Origin of the sequence: Pseudoalteromonas tunicata (assembly GCF_002310815.1) — a bacterium.
In the GTDB taxonomy this organism is placed as follows: Bacteria; Pseudomonadota; Gammaproteobacteria; order Enterobacterales; family Alteromonadaceae; genus Pseudoalteromonas; species Pseudoalteromonas tunicata.
Window position 1 is genome coordinate 3,701,736 of sequence record NZ_CP011032.1, and the last position, 19,998, is coordinate 3,721,733.

The 19,998-nt window shown below is 39.1% G+C and carries 21 protein-coding genes, 1 tRNA gene and 1 riboswitch; of the genes, 16 read left to right on the forward strand and 6 right to left on the reverse strand.

The features are described 5' to 3' along the window. Positions 1-48 precede the first annotated feature (48 nt). The gene (locus PTUN_RS16765) at positions 49-714 is read right to left on the reverse strand and encodes a cytochrome b/b6 domain-containing protein (RefSeq protein ID WP_009840723.1); all 666 of its coding nucleotides are present in this window, start codon (positions 712-714) and stop codon (positions 49-51) included. A gap of 209 nt (positions 715-923) precedes the next feature. On the opposite strand from PTUN_RS16765, the gene PTUN_RS16770 reads away from it, so the two are divergent. Both PTUN_RS16770 and PTUN_RS16775 read left to right on the forward strand, forming a co-directional pair. Continuing rightward, positions 924-1,616, forward strand: coding sequence for an AzlC family ABC transporter permease (locus PTUN_RS16770; protein ID WP_009840721.1), 693 nt, complete (start codon positions 924-926; stop codon positions 1,614-1,616). Continuing rightward, positions 1,616-1,915 (forward strand): AzlD domain-containing protein, encoded by a 300-nt coding sequence (locus PTUN_RS16775; protein WP_040644374.1) that lies wholly within the window; start codon positions 1,616-1,618, stop codon positions 1,913-1,915. Before PTUN_RS16770 ends, PTUN_RS16775 begins: the two co-directional genes overlap by 1 nt. Before the next feature lie 227 nt (positions 1,916-2,142). Here the strand turns inward: PTUN_RS16775 and tesB are convergent, their stop codons facing one another. Continuing rightward, positions 2,143-3,009, reverse strand: a complete 867-nt coding sequence (gene tesB / locus PTUN_RS16780; protein WP_040644383.1) for an acyl-CoA thioesterase II — start codon at positions 3,007-3,009, stop codon at positions 2,143-2,145. A gap of 103 nt (positions 3,010-3,112) precedes the next feature. On the opposite strand from tesB, the gene PTUN_RS16785 reads away from it, so the two are divergent. The 3 genes from PTUN_RS16785 to PTUN_RS16795 all read left to right on the forward strand — a co-directional run bounded on the left by PTUN_RS16785 (position 3,113) and on the right by PTUN_RS16795 (position 4,179). Continuing rightward, positions 3,113-3,571, forward strand: coding sequence for an EVE domain-containing protein (locus tag PTUN_RS16785; RefSeq protein WP_009840718.1), 459 nt, complete (start codon positions 3,113-3,115; stop codon positions 3,569-3,571). A 55-nt stretch (positions 3,572-3,626) separates the two neighbouring features. Beyond that, entirely contained in the window at positions 3,627-3,857 is a 231-nt protein-coding gene (locus tag PTUN_RS16790; protein WP_009840717.1) for a hypothetical protein, read from the forward strand. Positions 3,858-3,918: 61 nt separating this feature from the next. Next, positions 3,919-4,179 carry a hypothetical protein gene (locus PTUN_RS16795; RefSeq protein WP_009840716.1) on the forward strand — a complete coding sequence of 87 codons (261 nt, stop codon included), beginning with the start codon at positions 3,919-3,921 and terminating at the stop codon, positions 4,177-4,179. 34 nt (positions 4,180-4,213) lie between these two features. Here PTUN_RS16795 and PTUN_RS16800 read toward each other — a convergent pair whose 3' ends face one another. Together PTUN_RS16800 and PTUN_RS16805 are read right to left on the reverse strand one after the other, a co-directional pair. Then, complete coding sequence (locus tag PTUN_RS16800) at positions 4,214-5,281, reverse strand: potassium channel family protein (protein ID WP_009840715.1); 1,068 nt, start codon at positions 5,279-5,281, stop codon at positions 4,214-4,216. A gap of 145 nt (positions 5,282-5,426) precedes the next feature. After that, positions 5,427-5,511: riboswitch (cyclic di-GMP riboswitch) on the forward strand. Positions 5,512-5,614: 103 nt separating this feature from the next. Next, positions 5,615-7,384, reverse strand: coding sequence for a DUF885 domain-containing protein (locus tag PTUN_RS16805; RefSeq protein ID WP_009840714.1), 1,770 nt, complete (start codon positions 7,382-7,384; stop codon positions 5,615-5,617). A gap of 308 nt (positions 7,385-7,692) precedes the next feature. On the opposite strand from PTUN_RS16805, the gene PTUN_RS16815 reads away from it, so the two are divergent. Further along, entirely contained in the window at positions 7,693-8,700 is a 1,008-nt protein-coding gene (locus PTUN_RS16815; protein ID WP_040644373.1) for a GGDEF domain-containing protein, read from the forward strand. Here PTUN_RS16815 and PTUN_RS16820 read toward each other — a convergent pair. After that, a complete protein-coding gene (locus PTUN_RS16820) occupies positions 8,684-10,630 on the reverse strand; it encodes an EAL domain-containing protein (RefSeq protein WP_009840711.1) in 1,947 nt (648 codons plus the stop codon). The genes PTUN_RS16815 and PTUN_RS16820 overlap by 17 nt on opposite strands. Before the next feature lie 179 nt (positions 10,631-10,809). On the opposite strand from PTUN_RS16820, the gene ubiE reads away from it, so the two are divergent. The 10 genes from ubiE (at position 10,810) to hemB (ending at position 19,463) form a co-directional block, all read left to right on the forward strand. Further along, entirely contained in the window at positions 10,810-11,565 is a 756-nt protein-coding gene (ubiE, locus tag PTUN_RS16825; RefSeq protein ID WP_009840710.1) for a bifunctional demethylmenaquinone methyltransferase/2-methoxy-6-polyprenyl-1,4-benzoquinol methylase UbiE, read from the forward strand. 7 nt (positions 11,566-11,572) lie between these two features. Beyond that, positions 11,573-12,172: a ubiquinone biosynthesis accessory factor UbiJ gene (locus PTUN_RS16830; RefSeq protein ID WP_009840709.1), complete on the forward strand. Its 600-nt coding sequence runs from the start codon at positions 11,573-11,575 to the stop codon at positions 12,170-12,172. Between the two features lie 20 nt (positions 12,173-12,192). After that, on the forward strand, positions 12,193-13,806 hold the full coding sequence (ubiB, locus tag PTUN_RS16835) for a ubiquinone biosynthesis regulatory protein kinase UbiB (protein WP_040644370.1): 1,614 nt from the start codon (positions 12,193-12,195) through the stop codon (positions 13,804-13,806). 99 nt (positions 13,807-13,905) lie between these two features. Beyond that, positions 13,906-14,157 carry a Sec-independent protein translocase subunit TatA gene (tatA, locus tag PTUN_RS16840; RefSeq protein WP_009840707.1) on the forward strand — a complete coding sequence of 84 codons (252 nt, stop codon included), beginning with the start codon at positions 13,906-13,908 and terminating at the stop codon, positions 14,155-14,157. 2 nt (positions 14,158-14,159) lie between these two features. Next, positions 14,160-14,483: a Sec-independent protein translocase protein TatB gene (gene tatB, locus PTUN_RS16845; protein ID WP_009840706.1), complete on the forward strand. Its 324-nt coding sequence runs from the start codon at positions 14,160-14,162 to the stop codon at positions 14,481-14,483. After that, entirely contained in the window at positions 14,476-15,228 is a 753-nt protein-coding gene (gene tatC / locus PTUN_RS16850; protein ID WP_009840705.1) for a twin-arginine translocase subunit TatC, read from the forward strand. The genes tatB and tatC overlap by 8 nt, the downstream gene beginning before the upstream one ends. Then, the gene (locus PTUN_RS16855; RefSeq protein ID WP_009840704.1) at positions 15,225-15,782 is read left to right on the forward strand and encodes a hypothetical protein; all 558 of its coding nucleotides are present in this window, start codon (positions 15,225-15,227) and stop codon (positions 15,780-15,782) included. Before tatC ends, PTUN_RS16855 begins: the two co-directional genes overlap by 4 nt. After that, the gene (locus PTUN_RS16860; protein WP_009840703.1) at positions 15,782-16,570 is read left to right on the forward strand and encodes a TatD family hydrolase; all 789 of its coding nucleotides are present in this window, start codon (positions 15,782-15,784) and stop codon (positions 16,568-16,570) included. The genes PTUN_RS16855 and PTUN_RS16860 overlap by 1 nt, the downstream gene beginning before the upstream one ends. Then, entirely contained in the window at positions 16,570-18,435 is a 1,866-nt protein-coding gene (locus PTUN_RS16865; RefSeq protein ID WP_040644369.1) for a sensor domain-containing diguanylate cyclase, read from the forward strand. Before PTUN_RS16860 ends, PTUN_RS16865 begins: the two co-directional genes overlap by 1 nt. Before the next feature lie 14 nt (positions 18,436-18,449). After that, positions 18,450-19,463: a porphobilinogen synthase gene (hemB, locus tag PTUN_RS16870; RefSeq protein ID WP_009840701.1), complete on the forward strand. Its 1,014-nt coding sequence runs from the start codon at positions 18,450-18,452 to the stop codon at positions 19,461-19,463. Between the two features lie 423 nt (positions 19,464-19,886). Here hemB and PTUN_RS16880 read toward each other — a convergent pair. Further along, a tRNA-Met gene (locus PTUN_RS16880) sits at positions 19,887-19,963 on the reverse strand. Positions 19,964-19,998 lie beyond the last annotated feature (35 nt).

Consider the following 19,998-nt stretch of genomic DNA (forward strand, 5'->3'; position numbering starts at 1 on the left):
CTGGCGCTTTTTATTGGCTAATCATTTAATTCATTATACAAATACTACTCAATTAAAGAGTGACTTAAACGATTCAAGCCCCCAAGTACTAAAAATAGCGACTTGTAATACCAACCAAATAATAAATGCAATCCAACCTGATTTAATCTGTGGCACAGTTTGAGTGCTTGTTTGCATTGTACCGCTCACCATGGCTTTGACTAAATGCTTACCGAGTAAACGATAAATAACAATAGCTGAAATATGCAGCGCAATTGCTATTAATAGCCCATCAAAAATCAATCGATGCAATCTACTTGCAAGTTCAACCCATGAAGAATCAACTACAGCCACCAGCGGCCCCTCGGTTAAAATATCATCCGTTGTCATTAAACCTGAAGTGGCTTGCGCCAGAATTAAAGCTAAAAAAAGTAAAACCATATAACTGCCGGCTGGATTATGGCCTATTGATTCTGATGGAGTTGTAATCGATTGCCACACCGCTTTTGGGCCATGAAATAAACGACTGAGTTTTGCGGTATCACTGCCTATCACTCCCCAAATCAAACGGGTCAACACCAAAGTTAGTACACTAAACCCTGCCACAAAGTGCACCGACATCCATCCTTCTTCGCCACTGAAATACAGTAATGCAATTGAGCCAACTAAGGCCCAATGGAAAAAACGAACAAAGCCGTCCCACACTTTAATTTGATGTTTATTCTCTGTAATCATCTTTCAAATCTTCTAATTAAAACACTGCAATATGATGCCATGTATCATCGCCATGAACCATTCGAACACGATAAAACAGCCTATATTTTCGTCGTAACGGATCATTTTATACAAGCTTTGTTTGCTAGCTTCGATATACTCGATACTCTAGCGTAAATAACCAAACCTATTGTTTCCACCCGAAATATTATCGATAAAAGGAACTGAGCATGAACAAAGCCATCCTAAAAGGCTTTTGGGATATGTTGCCCCTCAATTTAGCTGTGATCCCTTGGGGCATTTTATGCGGCTCTTTAGCGGTGCAAAATGGGTTCACCCCTTTGGAAACTCAACTGATGTCACTGCTGGTCTTTGCCGGTTCAGCCCAGCTCGTAGCGATTGAGTTAATTAGTCAAAATACGCCATTACTTACAATATTATTTACCACGTTTATTATCAGCTCGCGCCATTTTTTATATGGCTTAAGTATTCGCCATAAAATCATTGCTCAACCACTGCGCTGGCGCTTACCCATCAGCTTTGTTTTAACCGATGAACTATTTGCTTTTTCACACCATCGGAAAGCTTATCAATCCAAAATTAGACTGGTGTATGCTCTAAGTGCAGGTTTTAGCTTTTATATTTGTTGGAATATTTGGACACTTCTAGGCATTATTGCAGGCTCATTATTACCCGACCTCACCCACATGGGCCTTGATTTTGCCATTGCAACCACCTTTATTGCCTTGGTGATCCCAGGCATAAAAAACTGGCCTATCTTTATCACGGTGTGTACCGCTGGAATTTTTGCAACTTGGTTTAAGGCGATTGGATTTGAATTATGGTTAGTCGGTGCGGCACTAATTGCAATGGGCGCAGGCTATGGCAGTGAAAAACTGATCAAAAAATTAAAGGAGACATGATGCTCACTACAATCATTTTAATGGCCTGTGTTACATTTAGTAGTCGCTACTTGTTTTTACATCACAATCTACCATTTGCAGTAGGGCCCAAATTACAACAATTTTTAAGTTACAGCGCACCTGCGGTACTGACCGCCATTTGGGTTCCTATCGTATTACTCGATGAAGGCGAGTTAAAACTTGATAGGCACAACCCCTATATTCCCGCTGCACTTATAGCGATTGTGGTAGCTGCGCGCACTAAAAACATTTATTTCACATCACTTGCGGGATTAAGTGTTTTCTATTTTTTACGCTAAAAACCCACCACCAAACAGTGATGGGGTTTAACAAAAATAGTAACCAACTAATTGACCTCGATTCTAGATAATAGATTTATTAACAGTTAAATTAAAAAATAAATATCTCATTTATTGTTCTCTAGCCAGAGACTTTTAAGGGTAACAATGCAGCTTTGCTGGGTCTATCGGCCTTAATCCAACATTGCTCGATTGAAATTGAGATAGATTTATTATCCAGTTTTGAGTTAATTACCACTATGGCTTCGGATCACACCTTCTTGCATGGTTGAAGCGATAAGTTGACCTTGTTGATTAAAAAATTGCCCGCGCACCAAACCACGGCCTCCACTTGCTGATGGGCTATCAACCGCATATAAAATCCAGTCATCCATTCTAAACTCGCGATGAAACCACATAGCATGATCAATTGTTGCGACTTGCATATTTGGCTGTAAAAACGACAAGCCATGAGGCTGTAAAGCAGTCGGCAAAAATTCAAAATCAGAAGCATACGCTAACAAATATTTATGCACCCGCAAATCATCAGGCATATCACCATTGGCTTTAAACCAAACATAACGCTCAGGATGTGTGACCTCAGGTTTAAATGGGTTTTGAAAATTAACCGGGCGCATTTCAATTGGTTTTTCACAAATGATTTTATTACGGATACTTTCAGGAATTAAATGCGCATTTTCACGATAAAAATCTAGTGATGAACGCAATTTATCTGGGCCAGGAACATTAGGCATAGCAGCTTGATGAGTAACACCTGGCTCATCACAATGAAAAGACGCTGTCATATAAAAAATGGGTTTACCATACTGAATCGCACTGACACGCCGCGTACTAAAGCTTTTACCATCACGAATGGTTTCAACATCATACACAATAGGCTTGGTCACATCACCCGGGCGTAAAAAATAAGAGTGGAGTGAATGTACTTTTCGCTCTTCTGCTACCGTTTCTTTAGCTGCAGACAAAGCCTGCCCCATAACTTGACCACCAAAAACAGCTTTAAAACCTAAGTCTTGACTCGGGCCTCGATAGATACCTTGCTCAATGGTTTCTAGCTTTAATAAGGCGAGTAGATCATCTAATACTTGGCTCATTTTACATTTTTTCACCGGCTGACTCATGATAAAGTGACTATAACAATTTGCAGTAACATGCTGCCACTAAATTTAGTGAAATTACTCTATTTAAGGATCTCTTGTGGCTTATTGGCTGTTTAAAACCGAACCTGATGTCTTTTCAATTACTGACTTAGCAGAAAAAAATACCGCCGATTGGGAAGGTGTTCGCAATTATCAAGCGCGTAATTTTTTACGCGATGGCGTTGCACTAGGCGATTTAGTGTTTATTTATCACTCAAGCTGTAAACAACCCGCAATTGTTGGTATTGCCGCTATCTCAAAATCAGCTCATATCGACCCGAGTCAATTTGATCCTAGTAGCGAGTATTTTGATAAAAAATCATCTTCGGATTCACCTCGTTGGTTACAGGTCAGTGTTGAGTTTGTTGAGCAATTTAAGCAACCTATTACGTTAACAAAACTAAAAGCTGACCTAAATCTAACTGATTTTATACTAACCCAAAAAGGCTGCCGCTTATCTGTGATGCCAGTAACGCCAGAACAATGGCACTACATCACCAATATGTGCCAAACATAGCTAAATAAGCAGTTTTAACTAGACTTAAAGAGTAAACAAAGCTGAGTAATACACTATGTCAATTGAGCGACGAATTAAGGAACTAACCGATAGTGAAAATTGGGGTTTATTATCAATGGCTCAGCAAGCATCAATTACTGAGCTTTATCGTTATGGGTATAACCTTGCGTTTATTCGCTTGACGATAAGCAATTCGCTGGCTTTTTTATCTCTTGATGGGCAATACATCACAGTTAATACCGAAGGGGATATTGATACCAATCCGAACTGTGATATTCGAAAATAGACTAGACAAAACAGACAGATAAAAATAACATCTTCTACAGACATTCATTTAGGGATTAACCATGTCAGTACTTTTAAAATCAGAAGATCAACGATTAGACGATGAGCGTCGCTTCACCACCCCTGATCTTGAAACTTTTTGGCATGTATTAACACTGGCACAAAAACTAGCATTGAATAAACTAAATCAATACGGTTACCAACTTGCTTTTACGCGCGCATCTGATGGTACTCATTTAGCCATTGCTGTTTGTGATAATGTTATAGCAACGATTGATTATGAAGGTGAAGTTAACTTAAATCCAAGCCTAAAAACTCGTTAAGCTAAGTTAATTCACCAACATTTATAAGCTGATTTTATTTTACCAACGCTTGCCATTGCACTTCATTCGCTAATAGACGTTCACTAGCAATATAGTGCAAAACATCTCCCGCTTTGACTGAGTAATCTAATGGTGGATTAAGCTCTAACTCATCACCAATTCGAGAACGAGCTACGCCTAAAACAATCGCATTATGGTTGTCTTTGAAAGCATGAAATATGCTTGAAAAAATCAATGTATCTACATCGTCGGGCACAACCAAGCTAAATTGAGTATCGCCATACAGGGTTGAAAGCAATTCTTCATGTACTCTGCTCGAACCTGGGTCTTGCATCGCTCTTACCAGCATTTCGGCCGATTTTGAGCTACTACATTCAACATTAGCACAATGGTCTCGCAACATTTCAATTTTACTATCGTCATTAAAATAAGCACTAATATGACAATCAGTTTTAACTAACTTACTAATGCGTAAAGAAGTTGTGAATGTTTGGTCGTCATCCTTGCCATCAACAATCACTTTATCAGCATAAGAAATAGCAACTCGCTGTAATTGTTCTAAGTCTGTGTAACTGGTTAATTTAACAAAATCAACATGTGGATTACTGGCAAATGGATGCTGTATTTCATCAGTTACAGCCAGCAAAATGCGCCGAGCGATACGCTTATTATCAGCTAAGATATGCTCAATAATTTTACTAGTACGCTTTTCGTGCCAACCAAAAATAATGATATGGCCAATATAATGATTAAAACTATTTTCACCTGTCATAGAGCGCTTAATTGTATCCGTAATTGTTTGACCTGTTTTTCCCAATAGCACGCCAAAAAGCGCTAAGCCAAAAGGAATTTGAATAACTGCCACAAACCACTTACCTATATCAGTACTTGGGCTTAAGTCACCATAACCGACTGTCGAAGTTGTGACAATGTAGTAATAAAAATAATGGTGAAGACTTGTGAGTTTTGTTTCACCTGCCAGCACCAGCACCAACCAAGTAAGCAATAAATGCGCAAATACAGCTGCAACGACAAACAACCAACTTACTTTTTCAATATGACTACGAAACTCTAACAATATCTTTTTTAATATTAAATTCATTTAAAATTCCGACTGGATCCATTTAATCACAAAATAAGATTGTTGATTATGCCGCACAGATATATGTACAACAAATTAAAAACTATTTTGTCATGTTAATGACAGGCATCAATTATGCAGCTAAACTCAAAAGTGAACTGTCATAGTTCGTAAAGGGCAAACTTAGTGAAAATTAAGGACGCAAAGCTATTGGTCTAAGGGTATTTACCTATGATTGCAAAGCTGCCAACGATAACAGTATCGGGGGCCCTAGGCTGCTTCGTATGTACCTCCGAGTTCAAACAATTTACTTTTCTAAATTTCTGAACAAGGCGAAGCAGCCTGATTTCCTTTTTAACCTTTTAGTTTTGTTTTTTCCTCTTTGATGTATTGCTCAATTTGTTGCTCTAATACAAATAAAGGTACAGATCCGTTTTTCAAAATTTGATTATGAAACTCTCTTACATCAAAATGTTCGCCAAGCGCTGTCTCAACTTGCTGACGTAAACGCTTAATAGTTAATTCACCCACCTTATAAGATAAAGCTTGGCCTGGCCAAGAGATATAACGATCCGTTTCTGTTTTTACATTATGTAATGATAAAGCGGTATTATCTTGCATAAATGCCATCGCTTTTTCACGGCTCCAACCATACATATGCATCCCCGTATCAACCACTAAACGTGCTGCGCGCCACATCTCATAAGTTAACCGGCCAAAGTTACTGTACGGATTCTGATAAAAGCCAGCTTCAATCCCTAACCATTCGGAATACAAACCCCAACCTTCACCAAAAGCCGAAATATAAGAATCTCGACGATAGTCAGGTAAATGAGTCAATTCACTGTTTAAAGAAATTTGTAAGTGATGACCCGGTACAGCTTCATGTAAAGTTAACGCTTCTAGTACATATAGTGGGCGCTTATCCAATCCATAGGTATTCACCCAATAATAACCAGGCTGATCATCCCTATTTGGTCCAACATAACGACCGGTGGTGTACTTAGGCGCAATACTTTGAGGCACGGGTGCTACGCCATAAGGAATGCGCGGCAAATGATTAAATAATTTCGGCAACTGAGCATCCATCTTTTTAGCTATATAAGATGCTTCTTTTAACAATGCTTCGGGTGTAGTGGCATAAAATTGCGGATCTGTTCTTAAAAAGTGAATAAAATCCGCGAAACTACCATTAAAATTGACACTCTTAATGATTGCTTCCATTTCTTTGCGAATGCGAGCAACCTCACTTAAACCCAATTGATGGATTTGTTCTACCGTCATATCAGTTGTAGTGAAATACTTGGCGCGATTGGCATAAAAATCGGCACCATTTGGCGTGGTAGAAATACCAATTTGCTCTCGTGCTGCTGGGTAATATTCATTTACAAAAAACTGGTAGTATTGCTCAAGCGCAGGATTCACTTGCTCACGAATCACTTTTGTTGCCTGCAAACGAAATTCCGCCAATTCGTCGGCTGTTAATCCCAATGACTGATTCTTAAAAGGGCTATAAAATTCAGATGACTCGATATCTTGGTTTATCAGCGCAGCAATTGAACTTTCATACCCTTGCAACACAACTTTTGGTTGAGTTAAACCTATCTTAATCCCTTCTTTCATCCAGTGAATGTTTTCATTGAAGTAACGTGGTACATCAGCCAATCTTTGCAAATACAATTCATATCCAGCTTTGGTTGAAAAATCAGAGCGAGCGACCATAAAAGAGAGCTCTGAATGAAAACCAAATTCAGATGTCAATGGCATATAATGAGCATTAAATTTATATTCATCGATATTGTTTTGAATTTGCGCTTTTAAAATAGCTAAGTTAATGCGATTTTCTGAGCTTAATTCTGTACTTTCTAGCAGCTCTAATTGCTGTACAAATGCTTCTCTTTTAGCATTTGTTTGAGCTAAAAATTCTGGCGATAAATCGGCAAGATAATGGCCATTTACAGCTCCATTTTGCGCAAAAGGATCGATACTTTTGCGATAGGCAACAACTTGCTCAGCAAGCGTAGTAAATTGTGCATCAACAGATAATTTTTGTGTTGTGACGCAGGCGCTAAGAGCAACAGCACACCCAATAGCAATCAGAGAATGTTTTATAGTTTTTATCATAAGAAACCCTTCATTTAGTTATAAAGAGGCTACCTCAGCAAATCTTCATTGCCAACTAAATGCGGTTAACTTAGTTAAAGTTTATCTAAATATAATGCTCATCATTTAAGCATTTGATTACAGGTTGTTACAAAGTGAGTCAATATTTACCCACTTAAGTATTAAATTTAATGATTCTCGTTTAAAACAGTTTCAAATTTTGGCGATTTGTTTTTTAATGCCTACACCCCATGGATTGGGTGTGCATTTTCATGATACGGACATTGCTATTTTTCAATCTACCACTATTTTATCGCTCGGTGTTGATTATGAAGTACCATGATTCCATGGCCACAGCCCAAGACAAAATGACTCGAGTTTGTCTCTTTTTAGAACAACACAAACTGGTACCCATCCCAATTAATTATCATGTGGCCTACGCGTATATTTCAGATAATCACCCTGCACTTAAACAAGCTATTAATGGCTGTATTTCAAACAAAACCTTGCTTGATAATTTCTTAGTCGAATCTTGGTATAACGAGTACCTATCATTTGAAAGTAAGAACCAAGATACACTCATTAAAGGCGTTGATCAGGTAGTTAATAAAATCAGTCATTCAACATCAGATAGTCACGAAGCGGTGAATCAATATTTAGCTCATTTAGATTCAAGCTTAGTTGGCATTAATGAAAGTAACTTACCTAGATCACGACAAATTATTTCCTCTTTGATAGATGCAACATATGCATTAAAGGGTCAGCAACAACAGCTACAAGAAACACTCTTGCAAGCGCAAGCTGAAACAGAAAAAACCAGAATTGCATTAGATCAACTTAGAAAAATACGTTACACCGACCCACTGACAGGTTTATTCCAATACACCTATCTAGATCAAAAAGTTACGCTTTGGAAAGAGCAACATCAGTCACTTTGTGCAATCACAATAGATTTAGATCACTTTAATGATTTTAATCAAAAATATGGCCATCTTATTGGCGATATAGTACTGAGTAAAGTGGCAAAAAAAGTACAATCATATGTACTCGAAAGTGGTATACCTGTACGCAACAAAGGTGAAGAGTTTTTAATTGTTTTGCCTGATATAACACAAGCAACAGCAAATGAAATTGCCGAAAAAATTCGCAATGGAATTGAGAAACTACGATTTATCAGTTCACGCAGTGGTAAACGCTTACCTTCCATTACCGTATCGGTCGGGGTTGCACATTTGCCAGCCGATAGTGACTTAACATTACTCACATACAATGCACAACAAGCAATGGAAATTGCTAAAAAAAGAGGCCGCAATACTGTAGCTAACTTCTTAAATTAAAATTGCTCATGGGGTGGGCAATTTGAAAACCCTGCAACCCATCAACGCCCAATTGCCTTGCCCAATTAGACTCTTGCTCTGATTCAACTTGTTCACACACCACAATAATTCCTAGACTATGAGCAAGCTGAATAATTGTTTCTAAAAATGACCAGTTTGCACGGTCGGTACCAAGATCATGAATAAAGCTGCCATCAATTTTAATAATATCGATATGCCACAGCCGCAACATTTTTAAGGTATTCTCACCCATGCCAAAATGATCAACCGCCACCCGGCTACCTAACGACTGTAATTTGTGCACTATCGCGGCTGCATTTTGAATTTGCCCTAACGAAGCTTCATCAAACTCCCAAATAACTGAGCTAAAAAAATCAGCATAAGTATGAGATAAATCAGTCAGCCAATTAGTAAATTTTTCATCCATCATACTGTAAGGTGATAAATTAATGCTGACAGGTAATAATAAATCATTTTTTAAATAGGCACTTTTCACCATTTCAATTATGCGCTTATCAAAATACTCAACACAACTAAACTTCTCGGCTTGCGATTGCAGTAATTTGGCGGGGATCGCTTGTTGCTGAAACTCAAAAGCACTTAATACTTCAGCAAACATCACATTAAGTTGATCTGATAACATTACTTTTTGCTGACAGAAGTTCAATACACTTTCTTCTATCACCTGCAAAACAGCTTCGCGCGATTTTAAAATAGCACTTACTTGGCTCAACATACTGTTTTCTGGATTAAAGTGATATAAATGAGGCTCTTTCTTTGCCATGCTAAGCGCATCATCGACGCGGATCAAAATCTCAGAAAGTGACTGCTGTGATTTAAAAACAGTTGCGCCAATTAATACCTGTTTTTTACGTTGGTAACGATTTTGCAGCTCAACAAACTCCAAAGCCAAATGCTTAATTAAATCAATCACATCATCTTGTAATACATCAATTAAAATACAGGCAAATTCATACTCATTCACTCGATATAACGGCACATTCGCATCTTGTCGTAGTGTAAGTTGACTTAGATGAATAATATCCTCCATAAACGCTCGGGCAACCTGAAAGCCCTCTTGCTGGCGAATGACCTCAAACTGATTTAATCGAATAAAGACCAGCGCACCTGCATGCTGCTCGTTTTCAAACAAGACCTGATTAAGTTGAGCGATAAATAACCGTCGATTCCCTAATTGAGTTAACTCATCTTTGTATAATGATTTTTTTGCCAGCTCCAAGCGTTCACTTAATTCACTAATCATTGCTTTTACTTGTTCAGTCATTTCATTATGTGCCACAACCAAGCTTTCAACTTCCTTGACACTTTTAACTGCTTTTAGGACAGGATAATGCTTATGACTTAAGGCCTTGCTTTGCAACGCCAAAGCAGATAAGGGCTGAGTAATTGAGTGAGCAAACCGTTTGATATATAAAATTAAAATAATAAGAAATACTACAAATATGCAAAAGTGGAAAACTAATAACTCAACAATAAAAGGAACCAAAACAGGAGGCTGTAATTGTAGCGTTAAAACAAATTGTTGCCCTTGTTGATTGGTTAAAACAGTGCGGATTGGCAAACTAACAGGGCTAATTTGTTGCGCTAAAATTGCAGGATAAACCGTATGCTCTTGCTTTTGATAATATTGGTAAAACAAATCATCGGTAGCTTCCACAGTTAAAGCTAATAGACGAACAGGAACAGCTTTGGCATTTTGAGCCAATAACAACTCCAATTCACTCTTATCTAATACATTAAGTTGGGGTTCGATATTTAATGCGATTAAACGCAGCAAATATTCTGATTGTAAAATGCTTTGCTCCTCAGCCTGCTTTTTACCCTGAAAAATCACTGCAGCACTCACAATCAATAACACTGAAAATAGAAACAAGCCAAACAGACTAATTAAATGCCGCGCTAAACCCATGCTGTCTCCACATAATAAAAATAGGGAAATATGACTCTTTTGAATAGTTTAGACCGTATCAATGCAAACGCATTAAAACACACTGAATAATGCAAAATAGTCATTATCCTTATTCAGTTATTGGTATTGTGTAACTCAATCAAGTAAACTAACCGCGCATGCAAACACAGAGATAAACCATGGAACAGAAGCAAAACACCACCACTCACTTTGGTTATAAAACCGTTGATGCAGAACAAAAAGCCAGCTTAGTCGCTGATGTTTTTCACTCTGTCGCGGCTAAATATGATGTGATGAACGATTTGATGTCTATGGGGATCCATCGTCTGTGGAAACGTCAAACGATTGCAAGTTCAGGTGTACGCAAGGGTCATAAAGTACTCGACCTTGCCGGTGGCACTGGTGACTTAACCGCTAAGTTTAGCCAAATCATTGGTGAAACAGGCCAAGTTATTTTGGGTGATATTAATGACTCAATGCTTAAAGTTGGCAGAGAAAAACTCAGAAACCTCGGCTTAGTTGGTAATATTGAATACGTGCAAATGAATGCAGAAGCATTACCTTTTCCAGATAATACCTTTGATATCATTACCATTGCTTTTGGTTTACGAAATGTAACAGATAAAAGCAAAGCGCTTGCTTCAATGCACCGAGTATTAAAGCCAGGTGGTCGCTTATTAGTATTGGAGTTTTCAAAACCAAACTCAGAGGCGCTAGCTAAAATTTACGACTTCTATTCATTTAACATCTTACCAACCATGGGTAAAGTCATCGCTAACGACAGTGAATCTTACCAATACTTGGCTGAATCAATTCGGATGCACCCAGACCAAGAAACTCTTAAAGAAATGATGAATGAAGTCGGCTTTGAGCAAACTACTTATCAGAATCTGACAGGTGGGATTGTTGCATTACACCGAGGATTCAAATTCTAGGATTTTTATGCTGTCACAACTTCTTATCGCTTTAATCGAAAGCGCGGTTAATCAAGTATTTAAGTTATCCCCAAACTTACATAACTTATTATCAACCGCAAGGCAGCAAACTTTGTTAATTTACATTCGTGATTGGCAGCAGGGTTTTTCCATTGTGTACACGGGTCAACAACTGATCATTTTAAGTACCACAGAAACTCTGGCCGATTGCGCAATCAGCACCGACATCAATACCCTACAACAACTAAAAGATCCGAGTAAAATCACTCAACTTATTCGTGAAAATAAGCTCGATTTAGAAGGCGACCTACATTTAGCGCAAACTTATAGCAAGGCGTTTTCTAAACTTGAGATTGATTGGGAAGAACACTTATCTGGCTATATCGGTGATGCCGGCAGTTTTCAACTTATCAATCGGCTTAAAGCCGCAGAACAAACTCGAATCAAAACCGACTCAACACTGAGCAGTATGTTTAGCGCATTACTTCAAGACGAACTCAGAGTCGCCATTCATCCTTTAGAACTTGATGAATTTAAACAACGCAACCGCCAACTCAAAGCAGATTGCGCCCAGTTAGAACAACGTATCAATGCACTGCTCAACTAAGCAGTCACAAGGATCTTTGCGTGCGAGTAGCCAGACTTTATAAAATCATTCACACCTTGTTGTTTTTTGGCCTAGACACTCTAGTCCCCAAAAAGTGGCAACCTTGGTACTTCAAAGCCGTGCGTCTTTGTTTTTTTTGGATCCGAAATCACCATGCAGAGACACCTGCGGGGCAAAAACTACGTTTAGCACTAGAACACCTAGGCCCTGTTTGGATTAAATTTGGCCAAATGCTGTCAACCCGACAAGATTTATTACCCGTCGATGTCGCACAAGAGCTCGCGCTGCTACAAGATAAAGTGCCACCATTTGAAGGAGCGCTTGCAAAACAAATTATCGAAACCGCTTTAGGGCTAAACGATATCAGTGAATGTTTTAGTGAGTTTGACTCAACTCCTCTTGCTTCGGCATCTATTGCTCAAGTGCATAGTGCCAAAATAATTACAGCAAATGGCCAAGTCGAAGAAATCGTCATTAAAGTTATTCGCCCAGATATTGAGCCAATCATTCATTCTGATTTATATTTAATGCAAGATTTGGCGAAATTAGCGAGTCAGTTTTTACCCGATGGCAAACGCCTTCGCCCTGTTGAAGTGATTAAAGAGTATCGTAAAACACTTTTAGATGAGCTTGATTTGATGCGAGAAGGCGCCAATGCCATTCAATTGAAACGCAACTTCGAAAACTCAGAAGCACTTTATATTCCTTATATTTACAGCGACTTGAGTCGTAAAAACGTGTTAGTGATGGAACGTATTTACGGTATTCCAGTCTCAGATTTAACCGCATTAAAAGCACAGGGCACCAATTTAGAGCTCCTTGCAGAGCGCGGCGTACAAGTCTTTTTTACTCAAGTTTTTCGCGATAGTTTTTTCCATGCTGACATGCATCCGGGCAATATTTTTGTATCTTACAATACCCCACATAATCCACAATATATTGGTATTGATTGCGGCATTGTTGGCACGCTCAACAAAGAAGATAAACGCTATTTAGCTGAAAACTTTATCGCTTTTTTTAATCGTGACTATCGCAAAGTAGCCGAATTACATGTCGATTCTGGTTGGGTGCCTGCCGAAACAAACGTCGAAGAATTTGAATTTGCAATTCGCACAGTCTGTGAGCCCATCTTTCAAAAACCATTGGCTGAAATTTCATTTGGTCATGTGCTCGTTAATCTATTTAACACCGCGCGGCGCTTTAACATGCAAGTACAACCTCAGCTAGTATTGCTGCAAAAAACGTTACTGTATGTTGAAGGGCTTGGTCGTCAACTTTATCCGCAACTCGACTTATGGAAAACCGCCAAACCATTTTTAGAGCAATGGGTTAAAGATCAAGTTGGCCCAATGGCTGTGCTTAAAAACATACAGGCTAACCTGCCATTTTGGGGCGAAAAATTACCCGAACTACCAGACCTAATTTATAACAGCTTAAAAAACCAACATAAAAACGCGAACCAACCGATTATCCGTAATGAAATTGAGTTAAAACCACTTTTGTTAGGATTACTCGCGTGCAGTAGCCTTGTTATTGCCAGCATTTTTTATGTCTCGGCAAATCAACCTTTTGCTATTGGCAGCTTTATCTTTGCGGCGATTTGTTTTGTCTGTGCATGGAACAAGGCAAAATAAGCCACTAAACCGCACTATGGTAAGTAAAATCAGCATTAAAGCAGATGATTTTTACTTATTCGGGCGTATAATGAACAAAATTTTTAGAGGACTAAGCAGATGGGTTTTGGCGGCATTAGCATTTGGCAATTAATTATTATTTTAGCAATCATCGTTTTGCTGTTTGGCACTAAAAAACTACGTAATATTGGTGGTGACTTAGGCAATGCGGTAAAAGGGTTTAAAAAAGCTGTATCTGAAGACAATTCTGAAACAGTGAAGCCTGAAGCAAATACAAACAATCTGAACCATAAAGAATCAGAAGTAAAACCAAACACCACTACGACCACCAAAGAGCAAGATAAGGCCTAACGATGGGCTTTTGGGAGCTAGTTGTTATTTTTGTTGTTGGCCTAATTGTTCTTGGGCCTGAGCGCTTGCCTGTTGCAGTGCGCACCGTAGCGCGTTGGATTAAAAGCGTTAAACAATTTGGTAATTCTGTTCAAGCCGAAATTAATGAAGAATTACGGGTGCATGAATTACATCAAAATTTAAAAAAAGCCGAAGAACAAGGCATGAACAACTTATCACCCGAATTACAACGCTCGATTGCAGAGCTCAGCCAAGCGGCTCAATCTGTCACTCATAGCTTTAAACCTGTAGAACCACCTCCTGAACAAGATAAAAAAAATGACTAGCCAGCAGGCACACTCCGGCTTTATCAGCCATTTAGTTGAACTAAGAAACCGCTTAATGCGCGCCATCTTCGCAATTTTAATTATTTTCCTCAGCTTAGTGTATTTCGCCAACGATATTTATAGCTTTGTCGCTACGCCATTAATTGAACATTTACCCGCAAATGCCAGCATGATCGCGACCGATGTCACCGCGCCATTTTTTGCTCCATTTAAACTAACCTTGTTTGCAGCATTGTTTTTGGCTTTTCCTTTTGTTTTGCATCAGGTTTGGGGATTTATTGCACCTGGCCTGTATCAAAATGAAAAGCGTATGCTTATTCCAGTACTGATTTCGAGCGTATTGCTGTTTTATAGCGGTATTGCATTTAGCTACTTTGTGGTTTTCCCTATAATTTTGGGCTTTTTTACTAGCATAGGTCCAGAGGTGATGACTCTCACCCCCGATATCAGTAGCTATCTTGATTTTGTACTAAAGTTATTTTTCGCATTTGGTATCGCTTTTGAAATCCCGGTGTTTATTATGCTGTTATGCTGGAGCGGCATGACCACCACAACCGATTTAAAAAACAAACGGCCTTACATTATTGTAGGTGCTTTTGTATTGGCGATGTTTCTAACACCGCCGGACGTGCTATCGCAAACACTGCTCGCCATCCCCATGCTAGCCCTGTTTGAACTCGGCTTAGTTTTGGCTTCATTTTATTCAAAAAAACAATCAACAGAAGAAATGGAACAACAAGAATGAAAAATAAATTACTAACTTTGCTCTGTTTATGTTCATTTAGCGGCCTTGCAGCTGAGGCACAAACATTGCAGCAATGTCGTACCATTGAAAATGATCTTCACCGCCTAATCTGTTATGACAAAGTGGCAAATGCGACGTTTAATCAAGAAAAAACAAACGTAACCGCTAACGCTCCTATACAAGCAGCTCCACAAGCAGCTCCACAAGCAGCTCCACAAGCAGCTCCACAAGCAGCTCCACAAGCAGCTCCACAAGCAGCTCCACAAGCAGCTCCACAAGCAGCTCCACAAGCAGTATTTGGCTTAGAGCATAAACAAGCAAGTGAATCCGAAGAAGCTGAAACGCTAGTTGCTATCGTCAATACAATAAAAAAAGCACCACGAGGCGAACTTATTTTAACGCTAGACAATAACCAAGTCTGGCGACAATTAGGCACAGATGGTTTTCGTATTAAGACAGGCCAAACGGTTGTTATTTCTCGTGGCGCTTTTAACTCTTTCTTGTTAAAACTACAAGGTGGCAATAAAACAGTTAGAGTAAAACGCGTTTCGTAATGACGATGACATTGATAGATGCAGGGGTAAACCTCTGCAATGCACAATTTGATAAAGACAGAGAAGCTGTTTTAGCGCGAGCAAAAGCAGCAAACATCTCTAACTTATTGTTAATTGGCACAGAACTCGCACAAAGCAAACAAGCTTTAGAGGACGCAAACCGCTACGGTTTTTTTTCAACCGCAGGCATTCATCCCCATTACGCTGTTGACGCTGCTGATAACTTTATTACTGAACTAACAACACTGTTGCAACAACCTAATTGTAAAGCAGTCGGTGAATGCGGCTTAGATTATAATCGTGATTTTTCACCTCGTGATATCCAGCGCGAAGTTTTTGCAAAGCAGCTAACACTAGCTAACACCTTAGATTTGCCCGCTTATATCCATGAGCGCGACGCAAGTGATGATCTTTACCACTTGGTTAAAGAGCATAATACAACTGGGGTCGTTCATTGTTTTACTGGCAATAAAACTGCTTTAACCCGCTATTTAGATTTAGGTCTTTATATTGGAATTACGGGCTGGGTCTGTGATGAGCGCAGAGGCTTAGAGCTACAACAACTCATTCAATATATTCCTAACGATCGATTACTGATTGAAACCGATGCGCCATTTTTAATCCCACGTAATATCAAGCCAAAACCTAAGTTACACCGAAATGAGCCCGCTTATTTACCTTATATTTGCCAAATGATTGCGAGCCTAAAACAAACCGATGCACAAACCATCGCTCTGCATACTCGGCAAAATACTGAACGCTTATTTCGCTTAACCACGAGGCAATAATGTTAAGATACTTGTGGTGCTATGTTTTAAGTCTATTGTTAAGTCTGTCGGCTTTGGCTAGCGATAAAATCATCATTGATGATGACTTTCAATCCATAAAACCATTAGTATTTAAGTACCTCAGTAGCGATGAATCCCTGGCGCAAATTCAACAAAACTCAGACAGCCAATGGCGAAGCTCTAATGATGGAACACTCAATCTTGGTATTCAACCAAACGCTATTTGGGTTAGCTTTACTATTAGTAATCAAACACCTGTTAATAAAACTTTATATTTATTACTTGAGCACCCCTTACTTGATAGCGTACGCCTACATCAGAGCCACCAAGACAGCATTACAACATTTGCCGCCATTGGTGATCGCGAGCCGCTAAAAAATCGCCAGATCAAAGATGATTCTTTAGTCTTTGTTTTTAACCTTGATGCCAATGCCAATGATGTTTTCTATATGAAAATAGTCAGTCAGGGTAACATTAAGCTGCCAATGAGCCTCTGGACGCCTGAGCAACTGCTACAACATAAAACGAAAAGAAACCTAATTACAGGGCTATTTTTAGGATTTTTATTGGCTCTGGTTTTCAGCAATGGCTTGTTGTTTATGTTGACTCACAAAGCCCGCTTTCTATTAGGTAGCCTCTATATTGCCTGCTTATGGACACTTATTACGGTTACTTTTGGCTTAAGTTATCGCTATTTTTATGTCGATGTAAAATGGTTACACGAAAAAAATATCGCGTTATTGTTTTTAACTGCAGCTATCTTACTTAACTTTTTAGCTGAACATTTGTTAGAACTTGATGCCCGCTTTAAATCATTAATTCGTATTATGCGGATCACCTTTGTGGTCAGTTTACTTATTTTGCTTAGCTTACCTTGGTTTAGCTATGCAACAGGCTTACATATTAGTCTGTTTAGCACATTAGTTAACTTAGTTATCTGTAGTGGGGTTTCTGGCTTTTTACTTGTTAAAAAACAGACTTATAGCAAATGGATATTATTGAGTCAGCTCAGTTATTTGGTGGCAATCATCTTTAGTATTTTTATTTTTAATGGCAAAGATCATAACTTAGTCTCGATGTCGACCCTGTTCATGAACTCCTTTTTTATCAGTAGTATGGTGCTATCGTATTTACTTATTTTACAGTTTATTGATCGTCGAGATTTAAAAATCCAACGTCAACAAGCGCTACTCGCTGAAGCCAAAATCAAAGATAATCTGCAGCTCGAAACAATCAAAATTCAACAAGAACTAGAAGAAGAGCTCGAAAGCCGTATTCAAGAGCACACCTTTGAGCTTCAAATTACGCTCCAAGAACTTGAAGAGAAAAACCGAGAACTCGAAGAAAAAAACACCCTCGACTCTCTGACAGGTATTCGTAATCGTAGTTATTTTGATAAAAAACTCACGATGGAGTTTCGCCGCTCACATCGAGAACAAACACCACTAGCTGTGATGATGCTCGATATCGATTTTTTCAAAAAAATTAACGATACCTTCGGTCACTTAGCAGGTGATGATGCCATTCGTTTTGTTGCTCATACCATTCAAACATCGCTAAAACGCCCTTCTGATGAAGTATGTCGCTACGGTGGCGAAGAGTTTGCGGTTATCTTACCAAATACCGATACCGAAGGTGCGCTTTTGGTGGCAGAGGCAATCCGAGCGCAAATTAGCGAAGCCCAAGTTCATACCACTGCTGGCATTATAAATATGACTATCAGTGTGGGTTTATTTAGCGACATTGCACAGCGAAATCATGAACCAAATCAATATACCGCCTTGGCTGATAAGGCATTATATCAAGCAAAACATGCAGGTCGTAACCAAGTTGTTTTTTATGACGATACTGCACAACGCGATTAAAAGTAGGAACTAGCATGGCACAATCAGGTTTAGATTTATTCCCATACACCCGCATGAGAAGAATGCGTAAAGATGATTTTTCACGCCGCCTTATGAGTGAAAACCAACTCACAGTGAATGATTTGATTTATCCAGTGTTTGTTCTTGATGGCAATAACCGTCGTGAAGCGATTGATTCAATGCCAGGGATCGAGCGCTTATCAATCGATTTACTCGTTGAAGAAGCAAAATTACTTGCCTCATTAGGCGTGCCTGCAATGGCGATTTTCCCGGTTACCCCAAGTGACAAAAAATCATTGTTGGCTGAAGAAGCCTATAACCCTGAAGGCTTGGCGCAGCGTACAGTACGTGCAATCAAAGAAGCAGTGCCACAAATGGGGATCATTACCGACATCGCTTTAGATCCGTTCACCACTCACGGCCAAGATGGCATCATTGATGAACAAAACTACGTTATCAATGACACCACAATTGAAGTATTAATCAAGCAAGCACTGTCTCATGCACACGCAGGGGCCGATGTTGTAGCTCCTTCAGATATGATGGATGGTCGCATTGGCGCTATTCGTGATGCACTTGAAGAAGCCGGCTTTATCCATACTCGCATCATGGCTTATTCAGCTAAATATGCATCAAGCTACTATGGCCCATTTAGAGATGCAGTTGGTTCGGCGGGCAATTTAAAAGGCGCTGATAAAAAAACTTATCAAATGGATCCTGCTAATTCAAACGAAGCCTTACGTGAAGTTGCACTCGATTTACAAGAAGGTGCTGATATGGTGATGGTAAAACCTGGAATGCCTTATTTAGACATAGTGCGTCGCGTAAAAGATGAGTTTGCAGTACCAACATTTGCTTATCAAGTAAGTGGCGAGTACGCCATGCATATGGCTGCAATTAATAACGGCTGGCTTGCTGAGCGTCCATGCATTATGGAATCGCTATTAGCCTTTAAACGCGCAGGCGCAGATGGCATTTTGACCTATTTCGCCAAGCAAGTAGCTATTTGGTTAAACGAAAAACCTTAAAGCCACTTTTTAGCATCAATACTTTTCTAAGACGAGAAGTAACATTAAAATTAAACCGCTTAATAGCGGTTTTTTAAAGCATGAATTCAACTAAAACAGCACAAAGTGCAATCAAAACAACGCAGATAGTCGCGCGAATTAGCCATTTAGGTTCAATTTTTTTTTGCCACCAGAAACTATAAAAAAAACGCACAAAATAAGTGGCCGTCATACCAAACAAAGCAAATATTAATAAATAAATAAACAGCACCATTACCTCTAGCATATCAGCTTGTAACTTGCCTTAATTATTAAGAGCATAGCAAGGATCAACAAACAGGTATATGACTAGATAAATAGAAAAATATCTGACAGGTTTAAATTTTAAACTTAGTTTTTTAAGGATTTTATAAATTACTTATTTAAAGAAGGGTAACATTCAGTTGGTTGCGGGAGCCGGATTTGAACCGACGACCTTCGGGTTATGAGCCCGACGAGCTACCAGGCTGCTCCATCCCGCGCCTGAATGTGTTAAGGATATTTTAATTCCGCTTCA

Excerpts from the sequence above, each read along its gene's own strand:
- PTUN_RS16765 (WP_009840723.1), bottom strand. The coding sequence starts at position 714 with ATGATTACAGAGAATAAACATCAAATTAAAGTGTGGGACGGCTTTGTT.
- PTUN_RS16770 (WP_009840721.1), top strand. The coding sequence starts at position 924 with ATGAACAAAGCCATCCTAAAAGGCTTTTGGGATATGTTGCCCCTCAAT.
- PTUN_RS16775 (WP_040644374.1), top strand. The coding sequence starts at position 1,616 with ATGCTCACTACAATCATTTTAATGGCCTGTGTTACATTTAGTAGTCGC.
- tesB (WP_040644383.1), bottom strand. The coding sequence starts at position 3,009 with ATGAGCCAAGTATTAGATGATCTACTCGCCTTATTAAAGCTAGAAACC.
- PTUN_RS16790 (WP_009840717.1), top strand. The coding sequence starts at position 3,627 with ATGTCAATTGAGCGACGAATTAAGGAACTAACCGATAGTGAAAATTGG.
- PTUN_RS16795 (WP_009840716.1), top strand. The coding sequence starts at position 3,919 with ATGTCAGTACTTTTAAAATCAGAAGATCAACGATTAGACGATGAGCGT.
- PTUN_RS16800 (WP_009840715.1), bottom strand. The coding sequence starts at position 5,281 with ATGAATTTAATATTAAAAAAGATATTGTTAGAGTTTCGTAGTCATATT.
- PTUN_RS16805 (WP_009840714.1), bottom strand. The coding sequence starts at position 7,384 with ATGATAAAAACTATAAAACATTCTCTGATTGCTATTGGGTGTGCTGTT.
- PTUN_RS16815 (WP_040644373.1), top strand. The coding sequence starts at position 7,693 with ATGAAGTACCATGATTCCATGGCCACAGCCCAAGACAAAATGACTCGA.
- PTUN_RS16820 (WP_009840711.1), bottom strand. The coding sequence starts at position 10,630 with ATGGGTTTAGCGCGGCATTTAATTAGTCTGTTTGGCTTGTTTCTATTT.
- ubiE (WP_009840710.1), top strand. The coding sequence starts at position 10,810 with ATGGAACAGAAGCAAAACACCACCACTCACTTTGGTTATAAAACCGTT.
- PTUN_RS16830 (WP_009840709.1), top strand. The coding sequence starts at position 11,573 with ATGCTGTCACAACTTCTTATCGCTTTAATCGAAAGCGCGGTTAATCAA.
- tatA (WP_009840707.1), top strand. The coding sequence starts at position 13,906 with ATGGGTTTTGGCGGCATTAGCATTTGGCAATTAATTATTATTTTAGCA.
- tatB (WP_009840706.1), top strand. The coding sequence starts at position 14,160 with ATGGGCTTTTGGGAGCTAGTTGTTATTTTTGTTGTTGGCCTAATTGTT.
- tatC (WP_009840705.1), top strand. The coding sequence starts at position 14,476 with ATGACTAGCCAGCAGGCACACTCCGGCTTTATCAGCCATTTAGTTGAA.
- PTUN_RS16855 (WP_009840704.1), top strand. The coding sequence starts at position 15,225 with ATGAAAAATAAATTACTAACTTTGCTCTGTTTATGTTCATTTAGCGGC.
- PTUN_RS16860 (WP_009840703.1), top strand. The coding sequence starts at position 15,782 with ATGACGATGACATTGATAGATGCAGGGGTAAACCTCTGCAATGCACAA.
- PTUN_RS16865 (WP_040644369.1), top strand. The coding sequence starts at position 16,570 with ATGTTAAGATACTTGTGGTGCTATGTTTTAAGTCTATTGTTAAGTCTG.
- hemB (WP_009840701.1), top strand. The coding sequence starts at position 18,450 with ATGGCACAATCAGGTTTAGATTTATTCCCATACACCCGCATGAGAAGA.